The 21,432-nt window shown below is 49.7% G+C and carries 20 protein-coding genes; 5 read left to right on the plus strand and 15 right to left on the minus strand.

Annotated elements, in window-relative coordinates; all coding sequences use genetic code 11:
* The first annotated feature begins 69 nt into the window (after nt 1-69).
* The gene (locus LACSTY_RS10190; RefSeq protein WP_087912559.1) at nt 70-276 is read left to right on the plus strand and encodes a hypothetical protein; all 207 of its coding nucleotides are present in this window, start codon (nt 70-72) and stop codon (nt 274-276) included.
* Nucleotides 277-453: 177 nt separating this feature from the next.
* Nucleotides 454-1,494, plus strand: coding sequence for a zinc ribbon domain-containing protein (locus LACSTY_RS10195; protein ID WP_087912560.1), 1,041 nt, complete (start codon nt 454-456; stop codon nt 1,492-1,494).
* 69 nt (nt 1,495-1,563) lie between these two features.
* Here LACSTY_RS10195 and LACSTY_RS10200 read toward each other — a convergent pair whose 3' ends face one another.
* From LACSTY_RS10200 to LACSTY_RS10210, 3 genes are all read right to left on the minus strand, one after another.
* Entirely contained in the window at nt 1,564-2,661 is a 1,098-nt protein-coding gene (locus tag LACSTY_RS10200; RefSeq protein ID WP_087912561.1) for a serine hydrolase domain-containing protein, read from the minus strand.
* Nucleotides 2,651-3,727, minus strand: coding sequence for an AI-2E family transporter (locus LACSTY_RS10205; protein ID WP_087912562.1), 1,077 nt, complete (start codon nt 3,725-3,727; stop codon nt 2,651-2,653). The genes LACSTY_RS10200 and LACSTY_RS10205 overlap by 11 nt, the downstream gene beginning before the upstream one ends.
* A gap of 90 nt (nt 3,728-3,817) precedes the next feature.
* Complete coding sequence (locus tag LACSTY_RS10210; RefSeq protein ID WP_049169139.1) at nt 3,818-4,519, minus strand: class A sortase; 702 nt, start codon at nt 4,517-4,519, stop codon at nt 3,818-3,820.
* Nucleotides 4,520-4,754: 235 nt separating this feature from the next.
* Between LACSTY_RS10210 and LACSTY_RS10215 the strand changes: the two genes are divergently transcribed.
* Nucleotides 4,755-5,165: a GtrA family protein gene (locus tag LACSTY_RS10215; protein WP_087912563.1), complete on the plus strand. Its 411-nt coding sequence runs from the start codon at nt 4,755-4,757 to the stop codon at nt 5,163-5,165.
* A gap of 88 nt (nt 5,166-5,253) precedes the next feature.
* Here LACSTY_RS10215 and LACSTY_RS10220 read toward each other — a convergent pair whose 3' ends face one another.
* The 12 genes from LACSTY_RS10220 to thrC all read right to left on the minus strand — a co-directional run bounded on the left by LACSTY_RS10220 (nt 5,254) and on the right by thrC (nt 18,690).
* A complete protein-coding gene (locus tag LACSTY_RS10220; RefSeq protein WP_087912564.1) occupies nt 5,254-6,195 on the minus strand; it encodes a diacylglycerol/lipid kinase family protein in 942 nt (313 codons plus the stop codon).
* Nucleotides 6,196-6,652: 457 nt separating this feature from the next.
* On the minus strand, nt 6,653-8,413 hold the full coding sequence (gene spxB / locus LACSTY_RS10225) for a pyruvate oxidase (protein ID WP_087912566.1): 1,761 nt from the start codon (nt 8,411-8,413) through the stop codon (nt 6,653-6,655).
* 254 nt (nt 8,414-8,667) lie between these two features.
* Nucleotides 8,668-9,573, minus strand: a complete 906-nt coding sequence (locus LACSTY_RS10230) for a glycine betaine ABC transporter substrate-binding protein (RefSeq protein ID WP_087912567.1) — start codon at nt 9,571-9,573, stop codon at nt 8,668-8,670.
* An 11-nt stretch (nt 9,574-9,584) separates the two neighbouring features.
* A complete protein-coding gene (locus LACSTY_RS10235) occupies nt 9,585-10,436 on the minus strand; it encodes an ABC transporter permease (RefSeq protein ID WP_087912568.1) in 852 nt (283 codons plus the stop codon).
* The gene (locus LACSTY_RS10240) at nt 10,429-11,652 is read right to left on the minus strand and encodes a quaternary amine ABC transporter ATP-binding protein (RefSeq protein ID WP_049169143.1); all 1,224 of its coding nucleotides are present in this window, start codon (nt 11,650-11,652) and stop codon (nt 10,429-10,431) included. Before LACSTY_RS10240 ends, LACSTY_RS10235 begins: the two co-directional genes overlap by 8 nt.
* A gap of 354 nt (nt 11,653-12,006) precedes the next feature.
* Nucleotides 12,007-12,738, minus strand: coding sequence for a DNA/RNA nuclease SfsA (gene sfsA / locus LACSTY_RS10245; RefSeq protein ID WP_087912569.1), 732 nt, complete (start codon nt 12,736-12,738; stop codon nt 12,007-12,009).
* Nucleotides 12,739-12,898: 160 nt separating this feature from the next.
* Nucleotides 12,899-13,360, minus strand: a complete 462-nt coding sequence (locus LACSTY_RS10250; protein ID WP_087912570.1) for a universal stress protein — start codon at nt 13,358-13,360, stop codon at nt 12,899-12,901.
* Nucleotides 13,361-13,408: 48 nt separating this feature from the next.
* On the minus strand, nt 13,409-14,668 hold the full coding sequence (locus LACSTY_RS10255) for a carboxylate--amine ligase (RefSeq protein WP_087912571.1): 1,260 nt from the start codon (nt 14,666-14,668) through the stop codon (nt 13,409-13,411).
* 222 nt (nt 14,669-14,890) lie between these two features.
* Complete coding sequence (locus LACSTY_RS10260) at nt 14,891-15,172, minus strand: type II toxin-antitoxin system HicB family antitoxin (RefSeq protein ID WP_087912572.1); 282 nt, start codon at nt 15,170-15,172, stop codon at nt 14,891-14,893.
* Nucleotides 15,173-15,184: 12 nt separating this feature from the next.
* Complete coding sequence (locus LACSTY_RS10265; RefSeq protein ID WP_087912573.1) at nt 15,185-16,135, minus strand: hypothetical protein; 951 nt, start codon at nt 16,133-16,135, stop codon at nt 15,185-15,187.
* 172 nt (nt 16,136-16,307) lie between these two features.
* Nucleotides 16,308-17,213, minus strand: coding sequence for a homoserine kinase (gene thrB / locus LACSTY_RS10270; RefSeq protein WP_087912574.1), 906 nt, complete (start codon nt 17,211-17,213; stop codon nt 16,308-16,310).
* Complete coding sequence (thrC, locus tag LACSTY_RS10275; protein ID WP_087912575.1) at nt 17,179-18,690, minus strand: threonine synthase; 1,512 nt, start codon at nt 18,688-18,690, stop codon at nt 17,179-17,181. Before thrC ends, thrB begins: the two co-directional genes overlap by 35 nt.
* Nucleotides 18,691-18,799: 109 nt before the next feature.
* On the opposite strand from thrC, the gene LACSTY_RS10280 reads away from it, so the two are divergent.
* On the plus strand, nt 18,800-19,999 hold the full coding sequence (locus LACSTY_RS10280) for a homoserine dehydrogenase (RefSeq protein ID WP_087912576.1): 1,200 nt from the start codon (nt 18,800-18,802) through the stop codon (nt 19,997-19,999).
* Entirely contained in the window at nt 19,996-21,342 is a 1,347-nt protein-coding gene (locus tag LACSTY_RS10285; RefSeq protein ID WP_049169149.1) for an aspartate kinase, read from the plus strand. The genes LACSTY_RS10280 and LACSTY_RS10285 overlap by 4 nt, the downstream gene beginning before the upstream one ends.
* Nucleotides 21,343-21,432 lie beyond the last annotated feature (90 nt).

The raw sequence follows: 21,432 nt of genomic DNA on the forward strand, positions 1-21,432 counted from the left end.
CCGGTGGTGATGACCATCGTCCAGTGTGCCCACTGCATTGCGGCGACAACCCACTGCTTGGAGGTTATCTTGAAAAAAATCTGGTTAACGATCGGCGGCTTCTGGCTGATCAGTGTGATTTATTTTTTGGTCTATGTAAGCACCGCTGCCTTTCAAGCAGCCGTTAATGAAAACGGCTTCTTGTCCTTGGTTCACGGGGTCATGGATTTGATTTTACTCGGCACCACCTTTGCCTTGGTTGCCGGTGGTCTTTATCGGCTCTTCCATCGCAGGTGATTTTTGGTGGTAGCTTAAGGCATTCGTCAATTCATTTGGTATGATTAGGTGACGGGTGTTTTCATAACTGGTGGTTTGGTTTCATACGTGAACTGGGTCGGAAAGGACCCGTTCACCATAACGCGTTCACCGGCGCAGAAGCCGGTGAACGCTCACTTTTACTTTGGAGGTCATTCTATGTTTAAAATATGTCCTAATTGCGGTGCCCATAACCTGGTAACCGCCAACTTCTGTGTCAAATGTGGTACCAATTTAGCTGACGTTGCGGTAACACAAACGCAGACTGATACGGCATCTCATACTGAATCTGCTGAAAAGCCGGTCACAAGTTCAGCCAGTCAGTCTGCTGCACCAGTTTCAGCTGCAAAAGAACCAGTGAAGGATGAAACGGCTAATTCAGCCTCAACAGCAGCAGCACAAAGCGCTACTGCCAGTCCTTCTCATGCGCCACAGAAGCCGGCAACATCAACGGCAACTGCATCAACCAATACAAATACGAATTCTGGCGCCGAGAACAGTCAAACGGTCGCACAGGCACCAGCAGCACCAAAACAGCCGAATCCAACGGTTGAAGCAGGCAAACAGTATGCTGGCAGTTACTGGCGTTATCTAGTTGACAGCATCGAGCATCCGGCGCACATCGAGCGGTCTTATCACCCTTACTTCGGCTTCACCAGTTTGGCTATCACCATTATCAGTCTGGCCTTAACAATCGCGTTGCGGGTTAGCAGTACGCTATCGTCACTTCCGGGTGGCGTTGCCAATATCGTTTTGAGCACCTTCATCAAACTGTTTGTCATGGTCGCCATTCTTGCAGTTGCCATTATTGCGATTTATTATCTGGCGATCCGCGGCATTCTGGGCGATCGGCGCCGCAATTTTCTTGAGTTCACTACCGCCTATGCCTTCCACGCTAACTGGATGGTGTTCTTCTCACTTTTCACGCTGCTGATGCAGATTATCGGTCTTATCAACGTCGGATCGGCGATGCTGCTCACCTTACTCGTCGCGCTAAGTCTCGGACTTTTCCTCTTGGCCGGACCCTATATGTTATTCACCGCGCAACCAACGAATCAGTTCGATAAAATCTATGCGTACTTAATTGCCAGCGCGCTACTCTTCCTGGTCTTCATGGTGGTTGGCATGCTTGGACTCTCAAGTATCATTAGCAGCCTTTACCAAGGCATCAACGATATCGGCCGCTCTTTCAACTACTAGCAGTTTCGTTTAACGTTGCAAAAAAGACGACACTGGATTTTTCCCTCTAGTGTCGTCTTTTTTGTCGCGCTATCGAACCAACGTTTCCAGATTCTGGGCTAACGTCACAGTGTCCGTGGTCATGGTGTGATTACCGAATAACACAACACCACTCGCTGCATTGGCGCGGAAATAAGCTAACGTACTGAAGCTTTCCGGATTGTCGTTGTACATGCCTTGCAGTAACCGCTGATCATCTAGCCAAGCCACCCCGCTGGCATACCGATTACCATCAGCATAATTGGCGGTGATCAGCTCACGATACACTTTAGGCGGAATGATTTTCCCGGTTTCAGCGGCAATGATGACTTTCGCCAGGTCAGTCACACTCATGTACTCGCTGCCGCTGCCAAGTAAGCTCGACAAGAGTGCCGGGCTAAGATCATCTGGCTGGTAGTGGTCATCGTCTTCGGTGAGATAGCCTTGTGCTACGGGCATTTTTGCGGTTAGTTCATCAAAATTGCGGGTACGTTGAAGATTTAACGGCGTCAGGATCGTTTCTCGCAGCGTCGTCGCGAAGCTTTTGCCAGTCACCTTGCGAATGATGCCGGCCAACAGCGCATAATTCGCGTTCGTATAGAAAAAGTCATGCTTACCGGTCGATCCTAGTTGCTGTAAATTCCAATCCAGTGACTTCGATTCCGACGTCAAAACATTGTCCGGCGTTAACTCATCCATCTGAATCCCAGAACGGTGATCAAGCAGTTGGCGAACCGTGATGTCCTTGCTATGGGCAATCTCGGGATAAAACTTCGCCAGCTTCGTTGTCAGCTTCAACTGGTGATTGGCCACTAACCGGCCAATCAGCAAGGCGGTCAGATACTTTTCAACCGACGCCAACGGAAACATGGTGTCACCGGTATTGGCCAGCTTGCGATCATGATTTGCCTCGCCAACGCCACCGCTATACACAATTCGCCCCTGTTTGATCAATGCGACACTGCCTCTGAAATCAGTCTCGCGAATGAGCTTGCGGGCACTTTTACCTAATTGTGCCTGGGGAACCGGACGCGCCGTGATTTTGCGGGCATCGCGTTGATGTTGTATCCACACCATTGTCAAGCCACCTGCTGCAAGCACCGCCACGAGCACCCCGATCACGATCAACCAACGTTTTTTATGCGCCATCGCCGTCGTGCTCCTTTGGCTGCGGGATGCTGGCATATGTCGAGTGACTGGATTTCGTTCCGGCAATCTTTTTGACGCCTAACACATCGAGGAAGAACGTAAAAATCGGAATACCGACAATCAGACCCCATGTGCCAAAAAGTCGTTCGGCAACTAGCAAAATCACGAACGTAAAGAATACCGGCAGCTGCGTCCGACTGCTCATAAATTTCGGATTCAGCACATAGGCTTCCAGTACATGGATCACGGCAATCATGATCAAAATGGTAATCACATCCTGCCAGCCGCCGACAGTATAGCCGATAATGGTCAGCGGAATCAACGATATGATCGCCCCCGCCACCGGAATCAGTGACAACAGAAAGACCATAATGGCCAAACTAGGAATGTTCGGCATCTTCAGGAATAACAAGGTAATCGTCGTAATGACCGTGTTGACCACCGCAATAAAAATCTGGGCTTCCATCACCACGCCAAAGGTATTGATGAACTTCATGGCAAAATAGCGCAGGTCTTTGAAATACCAGCCAAATGGTGAATCCAGGAACAGCTGACCGAACTCAGGCAGGCTGTCCAGCTCGATCGTAAAGAAAAAACTTAAAATAAATGACAGAACCAGCGTCAACCCCATGGCACCAATATTGCCAGCATATTCGAGAACCGTCGACAGCCCGGTTTTAAGCTGCTCGGTCAGATTCAGACTCTTGGTGCTTGACAGTATCCATTGCATGACCTGATTATTCGCAAACGCATCGCTGTTATAAAAGTCCTGCACCGAGTTGAACAGCGTGATGGTCTGGCGAACAATCGCCGGTACATAATGCACAGCCGCATAAACCAGCCCCAAAAGGACCAATATGTAAACCGGCACCACAATGATAAACGGGCGAATATGGACATGCCGTTGAACCGCATGAACCAAGCGGCTGACCAAAAAGGCAAAAATAAATGTCAGCAAAATATCGCTCATAATACTGCGTGCGAACCATAAGACTAGAAATACTGAGAATAAAACAACGGTACGCCGAACCGGCACGTTGTTGATAAATTTTTCGTAAGCTGACATAGTCTCCCCCATTTAACATTCTTTACTCATTAAACTTTAGCCTGCCGCAAAAAGAAAAAAAGTGCAAGCATTCGCTCACACTTGCTTAAATTATAAGAAAATTTTCAAATTATGACTGTTGGCATCTTTAACTGTTTGCAGCTCGCCTTGAACAATGATCCGATCCACTTCGCCTTCAGTCGGTGACGCACATGTGACCAACGTGATCAGTTTCTTGCCCGCCACATCATCGATCCATTGGACTTGGGTCTCATTAACAATCTGTTTAGTCGTCACCTTATACGTGTAGATGTGCTTCATATTCGTGATAACAACCGTATCGCCTTTTTTAACGTTCTTTAATGGCGAAAAGAGGATGCCTTGATTGGTCATATAGTGACCGGCTAACGCGTAATTCCCTTCGCCCATCTTTTGATCGGCCTTCATCGTTCCGGCGCCGGCACTCAGGTTATCGTTGGATAAACCCTTGAGAATCGGCAGCTTCAGGTTAACGCTGCTAATAGCAATTTTGCCGATGGGATGCAGATTACGCGTGATCGCCGCATTACCGACCGTATTGATGTCCAACGCCTTGACGCCTTTAAAATCAAACGTCGCGTGCTTCTTTTCGTTTTTGTCAACCGTGTCCCGATCAATATGCGCCATCGTTGTCTGACTTAAATGATCAACCACAAATAACTTAATCGGTTCATTGAAGACCAGCGCTAAGCCAAGAAGGATACCGAGCGTGAAAATCGTCCGCCAAAGCCAGCGATGCTTGCGCGGCGGTTGTTGCTTACTAGATTTTGTCATCGTCACCCTCCTTGGGAAAAGGATACCCTGAAATTTGCTGAGATTCAAGCGCGCTTACAGTACAAAAATAACGTTCGAATCCACTTACTAATTGTAAGACAAAGGCGTGCAAAAGTGCAAGTCACTTGATCATTCGCCGGCTAACGCCCCACTGCGTTGCATGGTATACTGTGACGAGTTGCCATTATTCGGGCCGGCACGCGTGCCAAACTTAATGCTAGAGGAGCACATTCCCTTGAAAACCCTGATTCAACTTTACCGCCGCTACGAAATGATCATCAACTACTTATTCATTGGCGGCCTCACAACCCTCATCAACTTTGTCACTTTTTTCGTGATGCGCTACTTTGGCATCGGCTTGGTGTTAACCAATACCACTGCGAATATCATAAGTGTTATCTTTGCGTTTTTTGCCAATAAAAGTGTCGTCTTCCACAGCGACTATTCAAGCAAGAAAAAATTTTGGTTCGAACTGACCAGCTTCCTGATTCTTCGCGGCGTGTCATTGCTGCTAGACAACTTCATCATGATCGTCGGCGTTGACTGGCTGCATGGCAATGAGATTCTGGTCAAAATTCTCGATCAAGTTATCATCGTGGTGGCCAATTATCTGTTCTCAAAATTGATCTTTGTGCGTAAGCGTTAACCGGCTGGCAAGCCCACCCCAACAGCGACTTGAGCAAATCGCAAGTCCCCATCAACAGTCTGAAACATCGACTGTCGACGGGGACTTTTTAGTTGGTCATTGGCAATAAGAACATCTGTGTCGTTTGCCGCAGCGTAACCGCAATTGGCGTCGTGTACTCCTCACCATCCATTTGAATCGGCACCGTAGCCTTCGTGACAAAATCAAATTGATCGGCCTCGAGATGGTGGATAGCGCGATGAACCGATCGGCCGCTTAAAATGGCAGCCGCGACTTGAAGCAAGGTGCCAAGCTTTTCGCGGCGAACCTGGACCAGTGATAACCGCTGGCGTTGATCCATTGCGTCCGGGAAAAGGCGAATACCGCCGCCGAGAAACGGATGGTTGGTAAAAACATTCAAATAGGCGTTATCAGCGTGTTTCTCAGAGTGCCCGGCGACTTGCCACGTTGCCGCGAAACCTTTCTGCACCCGCAGCGCTTTTAAAATGCTGGCGCCGTAAGCAAATTGGCCCAACTTGAGGGCATTTAGCGTCCCTTTGTGCAGCGAATGATTAGTTTGGTAAACAATCTGCGCGTCCATGCCAATCCCAAAATTATTGATGAAATACTGAGTCCCATATTTGGCGGAAGTCGCAACCCCGATCCGCACCGGTCGCGGCATAGCGGTGACCAGTGCCGCCGCGGCCTTTTTCGGATCCAAGGGTATTTGCTGAGCACGCGCAAAGTCATCGCCCGTACCCGTCGGAACATAACCAATGGCCACTTCGGGATGACCGCAGCGTTGTAATCCATTCACAACATCATGCAACGTGCCATCACCACCGATGACAATCAGTTGTAGTTCGTCAAGACGACCATGATAGGCTTTAAGCAATTTCTCGGTCACAATCTGCGCATCACCTGGCTGTTGGGTTCGGTTCACCCGCAACGGCGCAAAGTGCGATTTAAGCAGCACCAACAACGCCGGCAACTCCTTCTTCCAGCGTGCATTACCCGCACTTGGATTCATAATAATTTCAGCAGAAAACATCCTGTTAGGCCATCCTGTCATTTAAGTCACGAGACAATTCACGCCATAGACGAATTGCCCGGTTAAGTCACATGATACCATTTTCGGGCGGCGCAACCATTGATTGTGCTTTGCGTTCGTCGTGACATTAAAATTGAGCAGCAGGCAACAGCCCCGCAACATAAAAAAGAACGTGCAACCATTACGGCGCACGTTGATTTACAATTTACGTTCAAATGATTTGTCTGACTGTTCAATCACTAGTGCCAAAGCGGAGCAATCGGAGGCCTGATGGGGCTCAGCTGTGGAAACAACACAGCGACCGGTTTTTGTCGCTGATGTTGTTAGGCGACTTTGAGATCGCGGGTTGTGCGAGCTCAAAGCGCCGTCACAGCGTTCCAGCCCCATCTGGCCGGAGATTGCGGAGTTTGGCACGGCACGAAACTCATTGCCTGAGTTTTTCCCTACTCACACACAATTATTCAACCGGAACGTGATGCGCCTTCAAAAATTCACTGAACGGCACCAAATTGTCCGCATAGTAACGCTTCTTGAACGCTGCAATGGTCGGGGCATCGAAGCGGTCAGGATCCAGTTGCAGGTGCTCAACCGGAATTGGCCGTTCATTGGTAATTTTGGCATCAATCAGCGTCGGTTTGCCGGCAATGCGATTAGCCTCGGCTTCGTCAAATGCGTCGGCAAGTTCCGATACCTGCGTCACCGTGATGCCCGTCATTCCCATGCCTTTCGCGACCGTCGCAAAATCAATCGGGGGCATGTCGATACCGAACCACTCATGGCCGTCATCTTCCTGCTCGTCTTCGATATAACCTAAAGCATTATTGGAGAACACCACATTAATAATCGGCAAATGGTACCGCACTTCGGTATCGAGATCCTGCATGACCATTGCTGCCGCGCCGTCGCCAGTCAAATTGAATACCTGCCGCTTAGGGAAACTCAACTGTCCCGCCAAAGCTGCTGGCAAGCCAGCGCCCATGGTGGCAAACAAACCACTGGTAGTCCAAGCTTGACGTCCCGTGACTTTCAGCAGCCGCACGGCATTCTGCGTTACATCGCCGACATCAATAGCGAAAATCGCATCATCCGTCGCTAACCGGTTAATTTGACCGAAAACTGGTTCAAACCGCATGTCACCAGTAGTCCGTTGCATCATATCATCGTTGTACTGATGCCAGTTTTTCACGTTGTCGACGTTTGCCTGATACCAGCCGCTGCTTGGGGCATCATCGCTGCGGGCAATCATTTTCTTCAGCGTTGCCGGTGCATCTGCCAAAATGGCCACATCGGTGTGATGACGCTTGCCAAGCGTTTTTGGATCCGCTTCAATCTGAATGAACTTTGCTTTAGGCGAGAACATCACTTCGGCAAATGGATAGTTGGAGCCGACGAACATGATGAGGTCCGCAACTCGTAACGCTTCATTAGCCGGCTTCGACGCAACCCGAGCAGCCGATCCCAGCAACGCTTCAAACTCATACGGAATGATCGGTTTACCGAGTGCGGTGGTAATGACTGGCATCTGTAACTTTTTGGCTAGCGTCATGACGGTATCGGCCGCACCGCGAACTCCTTGGCCGACATACAACACTGGCCGGGAAGCCGCACCGATCAGCCGCAAAGCTGCATCAACCTGCTCATCACTGCCGGCCGCCAAAACCGGCGTTGCATGCGTTTCAGCGGCGCTATAATACCCGTCAGCCGGGATCGATTCTGCCGGCAAGTCGTTGGGGATGATCACCACGGCAGCACCACGACCGGCATAAGCGCGGCGAATGGCCTCATCGATCACGTGGGGTAGACTGCGCGCGGTAGTCACGGTGCGGGCATAAACAGCGCCGTCTTGAAACATCGGATCTTCGTCCAATTCCTGGAAGAAATCGGCATTCATAAACCGCTGTTCGACCTGGCCTACCAAGAATAGCGTTGGCACTTTATCCATTTTGGCATCATAGATTCCTTGGAAAAGGTGCGTCGCTCCGGGGCCGGCTGATCCAAATGCCACGCCAATATGACCGGTGAGCTTACCATCAGCAACGGCTGCCAGCGCCCCGACCTCTTCATGCCGGACATGAATATATTTGATCCGCGCCTGCTCTTCATCCAGCGCATACATCATGTTATTAAACGTACCGCCGGGAATGCCGTAAAGATGGGTCACGCCCCAACTTTCCAAAGTCCGCAATGCAGCAATTCCGGCTTTTATCGTCTCAGCCATCAGAAACCCTCCTCATTTAAGTGAACGTGAACCGGTGCGTATATGAAACTGCGCCGATGAACGCGTTGTGGTGAACACTTCAAGAAAAACTGTTACGAATGAGTTAACTTTTCATAACATTAGATACTTCTTCGCGGTTATCGTAGTCATTAAAAGCCCAGAAGGCAAGCCATCTGCTCATTAACCCACCCAACAAAAAAACCAAGGAAGCCATCCGCAATCTTGCGAGCGACTCCCTTGGCGTTAACGATCTTCTATTTCTTCAAATCTTCAATACTGTTAATGTTCTTCATATACTTTGGCACAGCCAACCCAACGCGGGCACCGTCCATGTTGACGCCAAGATCAACGACTTGGTTCTTGTAATCGGCGTATAACTTGGCCGCCGTGTTCGGCAACCACGCGGAAACCTGCGCATCTGCGGCCTTGGTGGCCACCGATGCCCAGACTGGCTGCGGCTCCATCGCGCGAATCGTGACCTTGTAGCCGACTTGGCGCAAGACCGTTGCTACGACATTGGTGGAGGCAATTTCCGAATCCCAGGCAATGTACGTTAACGTCAACTTAGGATGTCCGTTGACATGACTCGCACCTTTTGTCCATTCAGCAACCTGCTTGGGATGCTTCTTGACGAAGTCTTTGGCAGCATCAGCCGGATCCTGACCATTGTTGACGGCGAGCATCACGCTGGAAATTTCTTTTGGCGTCCAGTGGAATTGATCCAATACCTGATAGGCTTGCGGGTCATCCTGCTTGAGTCCTTTACGCACAATCGTATGGATCTGCTCGGTTTTACCATAAACATTTTTAGGATCCTTCAGAAACTTCAACGGAAACTTCGTGAACATCCAGTGCGGCGTCCAGCCGGTGACTACAATCGGCCGTTTGTCGGCAATCGCCTTTTTCAACGTACTGGTCATGGCTGCGGTTGAACTCGGCTGCAGCTGCCAATTTTTATCTCCCAGACCGTATGCTTTCAGCGCCTTATCCGTGCTGGTCATAATCCCGGCACCGGCATCAATCCCTGTAATCGTGTAATTGATCTGCGGCCCTAGTGGCTTGTTGGCATCGTACTTAGGCTGGGTGCTGCTGCATGCCGCCAGCAGCAAGACACTTGCCATCATCGCCATGGTTGCAATGATCTTTTTATAAAAACGCAAACGGCCACCTCCTAGCGTGTGCGGTTGAGGCTTTGGGTGATCCGGTCCAAAATGATCGCCAAAATGACAATCGCAAGGCCGGCGACAAAGCCACCGCCAGCATCGTTACGTCCAACGGCAAAATAGACTTTGGTTCCCAGGCCCATCGCCCCGATCATGGACGCAATAACAACCATCGACAGTGCCAGCATCATACTTTGGTTGATGCCGGCCATAATCGTGCCGCGGGCAAACGGCAGCTGCACCTTGATAAGCTGCTGCCAACTGGTCGCGCCAAATGCAACGGCTGCTTCGTTCAGATCAGCCGGCACCTGATCGATGCCAAGCTGAGTCATCCGAACCGTTGGCGGCATGGCAAAGATCACCGAGGCAACCACCCCGGGCACCATCCCGATGCCAAAGAACGCCACCGCCGGAATCAAATAAACAAAGGCTGGCATGGTCTGCATGAAGTCCATCAGTGGTTTCACGATGGCGGACACGGTTTTGCTTTCCGCGGCCCAGATACCAAGGGGAATACCGATCACAATGGCTAACAGACTGGCTGTTAACACAAGGGTGAGCGTTTGGGTCATGTCGCGCCAGAAACCGAGATTCCAAATCAGCAGTAAACCCAGCAGTTCAAAAATCAATAGACTGCGATACTTCTGATCCCGTTTCAGATACCAAGTCAGTGCCATAATCAACACGATGAACAGCCAAATCGGAATCAAATCAAACACTGCCTGAAACGCGTTCACAATGCTGCCGATGAAGTTCGTCAGCACCCCGAAGAACCCTGAAAACTGGGTTAACCAGGCCACGAATGAATCGATCCAGTGGGCCAACGGTATGGTCGGGATATTCATGAAAAGATTAAACATTGACATTGACCTCCTGTCCTGCCAGTGCCCCTAAGACGGCACCGCGAATGATGATGCCGCGTAACCGGTCACGATCGTCGATAACGGCATACGGAACCGAAGTCGTGGAAACCGCGTCAAGCAGATCGGCCAGTGGCGTATCCATTTTGGTTGTCGGCACATCGGTTTTAACGATATCCTTCAGATCCTTCTTGCCGGCATCAATCGCCGCTCGTACATCATCCGCATCCAGAATCCCGACCAGTTTCCGTTGGGTATTCACCACATACAAACTGGAAATCTCGTTATCCCGCATGCGCCGTGCCGCCAACCGCGGACCATCCTTGTCAATGTTGACCGTATTGGCCCGAATCATGACATTAGCCGCTGTGTAAACCTGACTGCGATCCACGCCTTCGATAAATTTCTCAACGTAATCGTCGGCTGGCTGACTCAGGATTTCTTCAGGCGTGCCAATCTGGACAATTTCGCCGTCCTTCATGATCATAATGTGATCGCCAATCCGCAACGCCTCGTTCAAGTCGTGCGAAATAAACACAATCGTCTTATGCATGTCTTCCTGCAAATCCAGCAATTCATCTTGCATATCCCGACGATTCAACGGATCAAGCGCGGAAAATGCTTCGTCCATCAACAGGATCTCGGCATCACTGGCCAAGGCACGCGCCAAGCCAACCCGTTGCTGCATCCCGCCAGATAGTTGGTCCGGATATTGATCGGCAAAACCGTTCAGGCCAACCAAGTCGAGCGCTTTATTGGCTTTGGTTTCGCGTTCATCTTTATCCATACCTTGAATTTCCAAACCAAAAGCGGCATTTTGCAACACGGTTCGATTCGGCAAGAGTGCAAACCCTTGGAACACCATGCTGAGTTTCTTACGCCGAATCTCGCGAATACCTTGTTTGTCCATTTTGGCAATATCGTCACCGTCAATCAGTACCTGACCGGCAGTCGGTTCAATTAACCGATTCAACATCCGCAAAGTCGTTGATTTCCCGGATCCGGAAAGTCCCATAATCACGAAGATTTCGCCGGTTTTAATCGAAAAGTCCGCCCGATCAACGCCGACCGTTGCGCCGGTTGCTTTTAAAATTTCCGGCTTGGTTTTGCCATTTTTCAGCATTTCCTTAGCGCGGTTAATTCGTTTACCAAAAATCTTGGTCAACCCGCGGACTTCGATTTTGGTTTCTGCATCACTTTCAATTTTGTGTTGCATCCGTTCACTTCTCCTCTCGGGGTCACCGCTTTTTGACAAGCGTGTACCCAGTACTGTTTGCTTAAAGCTATTTGCTATGCCTTGTGTTACTTGGCGTCTTATTTAAGAAACAGTTGTCATCGAATTGAAACAATGCTAACCATTGTAAAGATCATTTGTGTGTGATTCAAATCACGGAATCTCATTTTCATTTTTCGCCAAGAACTCAGCGTCTTCGAGTCCACGATTTTTCCGCCATCAAAAAAGCCCTCATCTGCATAGGATTGAGGGCTAGGGACGATTAATGACCCGGTAGCAATGCTTAAATAAAATTGTCAAGTCAAAATGAAATTTTTATGAACGAGTTTTCATTTTTCACAAACTCGCCAAGTCGATTTCTGTAAACGGAAGCTGTTCATCAAAGGCAATTTTGTGTCCTAACGTAATGGCATCGGGACCGGTTACCGTATCATATGCCAACACCCGAACGCCGGCTTGCTTAGCGTTGGTGATCGCGGTGACCAGCTCGGGAAAACGATCCCGATAAATGGTCATCTCCTGAATATCTGGCAACTGTACGATGAACACCAAAAACGCCTGGTAGCCTTCTGCCTGCGCCATCATCAAGGTATGGACATGCTTCAATGCGCGAGTCGTCGGGGCATCGGGAAATGCGGCTAACGAGCCATTCGCTAACGTCACGCCTTTGGTTTCGACAAACCATGGCTGCCCATCTGCAGCTGTGCCGGCAAAATCCAGCCGGGAATCGCGCCAGGTCGTCTCCGGATGAACCGTATACGGCAATGCCAACCCCGGCAGTGTCAAAGTCCCTGTTTCCAAGCATTCCTTGGCCACGTGGTTCGGCGCCAGACTATCAATATTGATCCAGCGATTTTGCCGCTGCACGGCTAAAAGATCGTAGTGCGTTTTACGGTTAGGATTGGCCACATGGCGAACACTGGCAAGCGAGCCCGGAATCAGAATTTCCTTATTGCGGCCGGTATTGTTCATGTGAACTGGCGTCGTGATGCCGTCCAATTCAATTTCAACGGTGAAGCGGCTGACCCGGCGAATGAGTTTGCCAACGCTGATGTTTTGATAATGCATGAGATGCCTCGTTTCTGTTGGTTAAAAGGTGACCTTCCAGCATTGCGTCTATCCTACGCTAGACTTTTGCTTGGTATCCGACGCCAGTATGCGCTCAAAAAGCAGCCTCGAACTCTTATTTGGAGTCGCGACGGCTGCTTATTGTGATGCTTTTACAATATTAGCGAACGATAATAACAGATACCGACGCATCACGTGCCACTTCACTTGCAACGTGTCCGAGGCGTAACCGGCCGCGACGAACATGCGAACCCATGATGACTAAGTCTGGTTTGAATGCAGGAATGACTTCATCAAGCAACGCTGCCGCCGGACGGCCCTCTGCTACAATCGGTTGGGCTTTTTGAACGCCGAAATCACGCGCTTTTTCAACATAAGTATTCAGGTTCTTGGCCATCTTTTCCCGTGCTGCATCAACATCGTCAGGTGTCAATGATTGGAAAATGTTCAAATCGCCGGTTTCCAGAACCGAAACAATCCCCAGCGGAATATCGTAAATCTTGGCGACCGTGCAGGCGTAGTTCAATGCCTTGCGCGAGGAGTCGTCGTCATCATCATCGACCGCCAACAGCAGTCGATTATAATGCACGGATTCAATCGTTAAATCATTTTCAGTAACCAACAGAAATGCCCCCTTGCAAGTTTAGGTATCCCTAACAAAACTATTCTATCACACATTACCTTTGTTTTCCGAAAAATACTGCTTAAACCGGCCGACATAATTGTGAAACATGTACTTAAGCAATATCCAACGCTTGAAGGTCATATCCGGCTTGTAAAAGACCGTCGTCCCGTAACGCTTTTCTTTGATAAGCTGCAATGCTTCCCGCTTGGCTTCATTATCGGAGGAATATTGCTTGAAGACCCGCTCCGGCACGCCCAGCCATAGCTTGTATTTGCTGCGGTCAGCATTACCGAAAACTGTTGGAGCATCCTTGAGATCGCCGACGATATAATCACGAACCGGCCAGCTGGCAAGATTGTAGCCATTTAACGTGACAAAGAAACTGCTGCGTCCCTGGCGGATGTTGATTTCAAACAACTTAAAGGTGTTGTCGCGGTGATCATATTTCATATCAAAGTTGGCAAAACCCGTAAACTTGATGGCTTCCAGGAAATCCTTGATCTGATCGTATAGCTTCTGATCAAATGCCGGCATAATGGCGACATAATTACCGATTGAAGCCGGCGTCGGATCTTCCAGCAGCGGGTGGCCCAAACACATCATTTTAACGTGATGATATTGATCCACGTAACAGTTCATGGTGCGCATGTTGCTGTCATCGCCAGGAACAAAATCCTGCAAGATCAGATCGGACGTGTAGCCATTGTCATAAATCTTGGCAATCGTATTGGTTAACTCAACCTGTGAGTGGATCGTGAACGCCTTCTTACGCCCTTCAAAATGGATGTTCAACCACTCCACCGAATCAGTCGGTTTAAGCGCCACCGGAAATTCAAATGGTGCCGTGATGGTGGCGTTACTTTCGTACATTGACTTGGTGACGATTTTGGTCGCCGGGTATGGCAGATGATATTCCTCGCACACCTGATAGAAGCTTTCTTTGCTATTCAGACGCTTCAGCAAATCATAGTCAACATAAGGGCAGATGAACCACTGACTCAATTCATCTTTATGTTTGGATACCAGTTGGGCGTATGTATCGCCGCACGCAATCAAGAGTAGTCGACCTGCCGAAGCCGCATGCAGGTGGGCAATTTCACGCATTTTTTCGATGAACGTGGGGTCGGAATCAAACTGCTTAATCAGATGGACATTCACGATACGCGAAAGACGCGTCGGCGCAAGCTGTTCACGGGCATAAACATCAATCGCACCGCCGATCATCTCGTGGAACGAACGCGCCATCCCGTACACGTTCATATCACTGCCAAGCAGAATGGGGGTAAAACTGGGTGCATCTTTCATCTGGATGATAATCTCCTCGTTCGATAGGTTCAGGCTCGTTACGCCTGCGCCTTGAAATTTTCATTGAAAATACAGCGGCGATCAGTGACGTTGTTGTTGCCGGCTGCATATGACATTCCCGAAGCGATGGTTGAAGCGGTTCAACTTTTTTCGCTCGTCGCTCTCGAATTATACCATACTGGCAATATGCATTCATGAAGATACTAGTAGTGTGGTTCAAAACTATTTCAGCTGCGCCATATCGACCGTGATGTACACAATGCTCTGATTAGCTGCCAACGTCCAATTCGACGGATCTTGAACTGGTGGATAAGGTTCACCATCCAGCATGGTTGCGATGGCATCCACAGCCTCTATGGCCGCTTCTTCACGCGTTGTTCCTTCGGTCACCATTCCTTTAATATTTGGGCTGGTGACTGTAAAGTAATGGCCGTCTTCATCATTAAATTCGGTGAAAATGGTTGGATAGACTAGAACCGATGATTTGATAGGCTCTTTTTTCATGGCTATACTCCTTTAGTCAGACATCTCTGCTTGGTCCGCTTTCTCAGCCAGATACGCAGCGATCTCTTCTTCCGTGGGTGGATGCTTACTGACCCACCCCATGTGAACGGCTAATTGTTCTTCCTTCGGGACAGTTGTCAATTCCGCGATGCAGGCAAGTGCGCGCTGCCGATACGAGGCCCTTACCGCGATGATTTGCCCGACTTTCAATTCACCTCTAAGCCGCCCAGGAATACTAAAACGGTGCGGTTTGCCTTTTAGACCCACCGCAACCACTGTGTTATAAGGACTGATCATATTGAGTTTTTCTTCTTTTGGCAAACCGGTTGCAAACACTTCCAAGATAGTTCGGACTGAAAAGTCGAGCGACCCGTCGCCGTGCCACAGTTGTAAAATTTCTGGTGTCGTCAGGCGTTTTATCACGCCCTCACCTAGCGCAGTAACAACGGCGGCCCCAGTTTCTTCCGTCGTAATCAGTTTAAGTTGGTTTAGCTGATCCAGCAGCATAGACAGACGCTTCAGCGGCAAGGTGATGACTTGATCACCAACCGTTATTTGAACGTTGTGCTGCTCGTCTTCTATCACCTCGGTATGCTTGACAAGCAAAAGCATGTAAGCAAGGCCACCCACTCGCAGCGTATTGTTGGGGCTGGCTAGGCAGCTCCGAATCATTTCACGGAGTTCGCCAAAGTTAGCAGTATTTCGCAGATCAAAGTTGAAACCTTGGTAACCGGCTTGGCGATGATCGCTAATTCTCAAATGCCAAAGCCGTTTGCCATCAGTAATCAGGCTGTACCGGCTGTTGGTGGTAAACGAATAGACGAATAACAATTCATGCTGATCAGGCCCCAACGCCGCTTTAATCGTGTCATGAATAACCTGTGACAGGCGACTCGCGGTCGTGTAATACCAGTGCTGGCCGATGTTGATCAGTACCCGCTCGTTAGACTTAATCCGCTCCATCCGTTCCGTCCTTTCTGGTCTGGATCATGACAGTTGTCTGTCTTTATATTACCAAAAATAGCCGTCAAACGAGACGATGATATCTTGTTGCCTGCCCTCTAACGATTTTTCTCGCCATATAACCACATTTGGCGTAGAAAAAACAATCATGGCGCGTAAAAAAAACCAAGCTTCAATGCTCGGCTTTTTCTGAAAAGTCCCCTGTTTTTACCACCTGTTCGCCTTGTTCACTCGGCGTCACGATTCTAACTTGCCATTCCGGCCACCGTTGCGCGGCTGCCTTTTGCAGTTGTTCGGCTCCGGCAGCATCGCCAATAATGGCCAGCATGGTCGATCCCGAACCGGAAATCAATAAGACCCCGTCGTGTGCGGCCGTCTCTTGGCGCGCTGCTTGATAATCCGGAATCAGCTTAGCGCGATATGGCTCATGCATCCGATCCTGAGCCACTTGGCGTAACAGTGCTAAATCACCATCCGCCAATGCGCGGGTCATCAAAACGCAACGGCCCATTTGATAAGCCGCATCCGCATAACTCATGGTTGCCGGCAAAATATTGCGAGCTTCTTCAGTGCTAACCGCGTATGGCGGAATCAACACAACAAAGTGCAGCTGCTGACTGACGGGATACTGTCGGACAATCGGCTCGTCACCTACCAAAATAGTCGCACAAACCTGTCCATAAATGGCTGGCGCCGCATTGTCCGGGTGCCCTTCCAACTGAGTCGCCAACTTCAAAAGTGCGGCCTGATCCCACCCGGCGTGAAACCAGGCATTCGCCGCAGCAAGACCGCCGACCACACACGTTGCCGAACTGCCTAATCCCCGCGCACTAGGAACATCCGAATCAACGGTGATGCGTAAATTGGGAACCGGTTGATGAATGGCATCCGCAAACGTGACAAAGGCGCGATAAATTAAATTTTCTGGGGTAGCGAAAGCGGGCTCATCACCGATAATCTCAAGCTTTTGGGTGCTCGGTTCAAAAGTAAACCGAGCTTTGAGATCAAGGGCCATCCCCAACACATCGTAACCAACGCCTAAATTAGCGGTTGTTGCCGGAACGGACACGCGAATCATCGTCAAAAACCTCCTTTGCCGCATCGAGAATGGCGGCACCCATTGCTGCTGGTGCAACCACATGTTTCGGTTGCGGTGTCATCGCTGCCAGACGGGCCAGATTTGCCGGAATCGCAACGCCACTCAGCTGTTGCAATTGTGCCATCAACGAAAAATCGTCGCCTGACACCGGCAAGTCAAGTGCCTTAGCCACCGCGCGCGGAAACTTATAGGGACTCGCCGTTGCCAACAAGATATTCGGCGTGGTATCCCCAATGGCGCGATACTGTTGCATGACACTATAACCGACCGCTGTATGCGGATCCATCAGGTAGCCATCTTGCTGCCAGACTTTGGCAATCGCTCCTGCTACCTGTTCGTCAGTCGCAAAGCCACCGGTAAAATCGGCTTGAATCGCCGCCAGTACATCAGAACGGACTTGATAGCGTCCCGTTTTCGCCAAATCTTTCATCAGCATGGCCACATAGGCACTATCTTCGCCGCTCTTATAATACAGCAGGCGTTCCAGATTACTTGAAATCTGAATATCCATACTTGGAGCAACGGTTTTTAAAAACGGCCGGTTACGATCATAGATGCCGGTATCCAGGAAGTCTGCGATCTCGCGATTGGCATTGGCCGCAGCGATCAGTTTATGAATCGGCAAGCCCAGTGCCTTGGCATAAAAACCAGCCAGCACATCACCAAAGTTTCCGGTCGGCACTGTGAAATTAACCGGTTTCCCTAACTGGATTGCATGGCTGTTAACCAGTTGCAGATAAGCAGCAAAATAATAAACCACTTGCGGAATCAGTCGGCCGATATTAATGGAATTAGCCGCCGATAACGTAACCTGTTCTGCCTGCAGCCGGGCTGCAAAACCCGTATCGGTAAACAATGCTTTGACCGCACTCTGCGCTTGGTCAAAGTTACCGGCAATCGGGAACACCCGCGTATTCTTACCAGTTGTTGTCAGCATCTGCTGCTCCTGAATCGGGCTAACCCCATGATCGGGATAAAAAACCGTAATGCCCGTTTGCGGCACATTTTTGAACCCTTGCAAGGCTGCGGTGCCGGTGTCCCCACTGGTTGCCGCCAGAATCATAATGCGATCTTCCGGATCAAGGGCCAACCGCATCAACTGGGGCAATAATTGCAGTCCCACGTCTTTGAAGGCACTGGTCGGGCCGTGAAACAATTCAAGCACATGGAAATCGCCGACTTTTCGAATCGGTGTGATGCGTTTATCGGAAAAATTTTGCCGATATGCTAAATGGATCGCTTTTTTCAGTGAAGCAGTGTTAAAATCAGGCAACAGGGTCATGAGAACATGCTGAGCGATCGTTTCATAATCTGCTCCCAGTAAATCCTGAAGCGCAATCCGATAATCCGTTAAATGCGGCAAAACGAATAAGCCGCCTTCTTCGGAAATACCTTGCTTAATGGCTTGCTGGCTCGTTTTGGTTACTCGTTGATCCCGTGTGCTCGTGTATCGCATGTGAACGATTCTCCTATCTGATCCGACTTGTTTTTACGATATGGATATGATAATCTGTTCGCATTAGAAAAACAAGTGTCTATATTTTATAAACAAGGAGCTGAGAAATATGAATATTGCCATCTTAGGTTTTGGTACTGTCGGTAGCGGCGTTTACGATATTGTTGCGAATGGTGATCGCCGAATGCGGGTCACTGCGATTTTCATTCGCCCAACCCACCCTGCCACCATGCCTGAGATGACAACTGATTTCGATGCCATTCTTGCGGATCCTTCTATTGATGTGGTGGTCGAAGCCATCGGCGGTTTGCATCCCGCTTACGATTATATTCTTCGGGCCTTGCGCCATGGCAAGCATGTTGTGACGGCCAATAAAGCGGTTGTTGCCCATTATCTGCCTGAATTTATTGCCACTGCCGAACAGCATCATGTTTGCTTCTATTTTGAAGCAACGACTGGCGGTGGCATTCCCTGGATCCGTAATCTGGAACGGGCCGCGCGGATTGATCAGGTTGATACGATCGAAGGGATCTTTAATGGCACCAGCAATTACATTTTAGACCAGATGCAACGCGCCCACCTCGATTTCGATCCTGTTCTTTTGGCGGCCAAGGATATGGGCTATGCCGAAGCCGACCCGAGTGCCGACATTGACGGCGATGATATTGTCAACAAGCTCAAAATTTCTGCAGCTTTAGCTTACAACATGGTACCGCCGCGTGATGTGCCTAAGTTTGGTATCCGTCACGTCAGCAAGGCCGACATCGACTTTTTCGCCAAACACCATCAAGTGCTGCGTTTAATCGGTAAAAGTAAACGAATCGGTGATCATTATAGTATGGTCGTTGAGCCGCGGCTTTATCCAGCCACCGCTTTGGCCGCAAATACTTTTGAAAACTTCAACCTCATTCGCCTGCACGGCCAAACCATTGGCGATTTGCAGTTTTATGGCCAAGGCGCAGGTAAATATCCGACGGCCAACGCCATTGTCCAAGATCTTTTTGATATTCTGGAAAACGTCACCCATCTAAAACGAGACTTCAAGCAAACCTTACAATTTGATCCTGACCTCAGTGTTGCCGACTATCTGTTGCGCGCTGATCCATTGACCTTTGCCATGTTTAACGACAAGCAAACCGAAGTGATCGATCACCGGCTGCTGATTAAGCAAATCCCAGTCGGCGAAATGCATCGGCTCATGCGCGGTGTTTTGGCAATTGACGCCCATGCATTCATGGCGGCGATTGGCGATAGCGAACTCGTCGCGCGCGATGTCAAACAGCAATTAGATCAGGAGGTCATCGGATGAAAGTCGCAAAATTTGGCGGCAGTTCCGTTGCCACCGCCGATCAATTTCAAAAAGTCAAAGCCATTATCGATCAGGATCCCCAGCGTCAGCTTGTGGTCGTCAGCGCCGCCGGTAAATATGGCCCGGCCAGCCAAAAACTCACAGACACCCTCTACCTTATTGCGGACGGCATGGAAGCCGGCCGCGATGTGACGCAGATGTTCGCTCAGGTAGAGGCCAGATTGGAAGCCATCAATCACGCATTACAGTTACACGTGCCTTTAATTAAATTAATGAACACGATCCGTCATCGGCTTGCCACGCGTTACTCGCGCGATTATCTGGTATCCCGCGGCGAATTTTTGACCGCTCGGCTGATGGCGGCGTATCTGGGTTATACCTTTGTGGATGCCACCGACTTATTCTTCTTTGATCAAAGCGGCGCCATTGACGAAGCCAAAACTCAGGCGGCTTATCGTCAGCTTCCTAAGCATCATGGCTTGGTCATCCCCGGGTTTTACGGACAGAATCAAGCCGGACATGTTCAACTCATGCCCCGTGGCGGCTCCGATATCTCTGGCGCATGGCTAGCACGGCTAGCTCAGGCAGATTTATATGAAAACTGGACTGATGTGTCTGGCATTAAAATGGCGGATCCGCGCATTATCAAGGATGCCGACAGTATTGACGTGATGAGCTATGATGAGTTGCGCGAATTGACCTATATGGGCTTTAGCGTGTTTCAGGAAGAAGCCGTCCAGCCGGTTCGTGAATGTAAAATTCCAACCCGCATTCTCAATACCAATGCCCCACAGGATCCGGGAACGTTGATCATTCATGATGACGACCCCAGCGATGAGCTGCGCATTATCACCGGCATTGCTGGGCGAAAACATTATCTCGTCATTACCATTCGCCAGTATCAGCTTGCCTTACACCTCGAAGTCATTCAACGGGCGCTGGGCGTCATTGCTGCCCATCACCTGGTCGTAGACTACCTGCCAACCGGCATCGACAGCTTCAGCTTGCTGATTCGGGAACCCCGCCACCAAATCTCGGTTCGTGAGTTAACAGCAGCAATTAAAACCGCCTGTCAGCCAGACAAACTGGAAGTCACTGAAAATGTCGCCTTAATTGCGATGGTTTCCCGCCAGCTGCGGAAACGACCGGCGATTGCCGGAAAAGTGCTTGCTTATCTGGATGACAATCTGTTAAATGTCCAGCTGGTCAGTCAAACCAACGACGATATCAACTTACTGATCGGCGTCAATGATAAGGATTACGACAAAGCCGTCCGCGTCATATACAGCAGTATCCACCAGAACTTTCACCGGCCAGCACCTTATATTGAAGGCATTGCTTGAGGTATATGGTGTTTGCTGATCTATCAAAAAATGGCCCCTGCTTCCCAGTTCAATGACTGAGAAGCGGGAGCCTTTTTTACGTTACGCAGT

Source organism: Lacticaseibacillus styriensis, from assembly GCF_030770295.1.
GTDB classification, from domain to species: Bacteria; Bacillota; Bacilli; order Lactobacillales; family Lactobacillaceae; genus Lacticaseibacillus; species Lacticaseibacillus casei.

What these genes read in the sequence shown, in the direction of transcription:
- LACSTY_RS10195 (WP_087912560.1), top strand. Translation starts at nt 454, where the DNA reads ATGTTTAAAATATGTCCTAATTGCGGTGCCCATAACCTGGTAACCGCC.
- LACSTY_RS10200 (WP_087912561.1), bottom strand. Translation starts at nt 2,661, where the DNA reads ATGGCGCATAAAAAACGTTGGTTGATCGTGATCGGGGTGCTCGTGGCG.
- LACSTY_RS10205 (WP_087912562.1), bottom strand. Translation starts at nt 3,727, where the DNA reads ATGTCAGCTTACGAAAAATTTATCAACAACGTGCCGGTTCGGCGTACC.
- LACSTY_RS10210 (WP_049169139.1), bottom strand. Translation starts at nt 4,519, where the DNA reads ATGACAAAATCTAGTAAGCAACAACCGCCGCGCAAGCATCGCTGGCTT.
- LACSTY_RS10220 (WP_087912564.1), bottom strand. Translation starts at nt 6,195, where the DNA reads ATGTTTTCTGCTGAAATTATTATGAATCCAAGTGCGGGTAATGCACGC.
- spxB (WP_087912566.1), bottom strand. Translation starts at nt 8,413, where the DNA reads ATGGCTGAGACGATAAAAGCCGGAATTGCTGCATTGCGGACTTTGGAA.
- LACSTY_RS10235 (WP_087912568.1), bottom strand. Translation starts at nt 10,436, where the DNA reads ATGTTTAATCTTTTCATGAATATCCCGACCATACCGTTGGCCCACTGG.
- LACSTY_RS10240 (WP_049169143.1), bottom strand. Translation starts at nt 11,652, where the DNA reads ATGCAACACAAAATTGAAAGTGATGCAGAAACCAAAATCGAAGTCCGC.
- sfsA (WP_087912569.1), bottom strand. Translation starts at nt 12,738, where the DNA reads ATGCATTATCAAAACATCAGCGTTGGCAAACTCATTCGCCGGGTCAGC.
- LACSTY_RS10255 (WP_087912571.1), bottom strand. Translation starts at nt 14,668, where the DNA reads ATGAAAGATGCACCCAGTTTTACCCCCATTCTGCTTGGCAGTGATATG.
- LACSTY_RS10260 (WP_087912572.1), bottom strand. Translation starts at nt 15,172, where the DNA reads ATGAAAAAAGAGCCTATCAAATCATCGGTTCTAGTCTATCCAACCATT.
- LACSTY_RS10265 (WP_087912573.1), bottom strand. Translation starts at nt 16,135, where the DNA reads ATGGAGCGGATTAAGTCTAACGAGCGGGTACTGATCAACATCGGCCAG.
- thrB (WP_087912574.1), bottom strand. Translation starts at nt 17,213, where the DNA reads ATGATTCGCGTGTCCGTTCCGGCAACAACCGCTAATTTAGGCGTTGGT.
- thrC (WP_087912575.1), bottom strand. Translation starts at nt 18,690, where the DNA reads ATGCGATACACGAGCACACGGGATCAACGAGTAACCAAAACGAGCCAG.
- LACSTY_RS10280 (WP_087912576.1), top strand. Translation starts at nt 18,800, where the DNA reads ATGAATATTGCCATCTTAGGTTTTGGTACTGTCGGTAGCGGCGTTTAC.
- LACSTY_RS10285 (WP_049169149.1), top strand. Translation starts at nt 19,996, where the DNA reads ATGAAAGTCGCAAAATTTGGCGGCAGTTCCGTTGCCACCGCCGATCAA.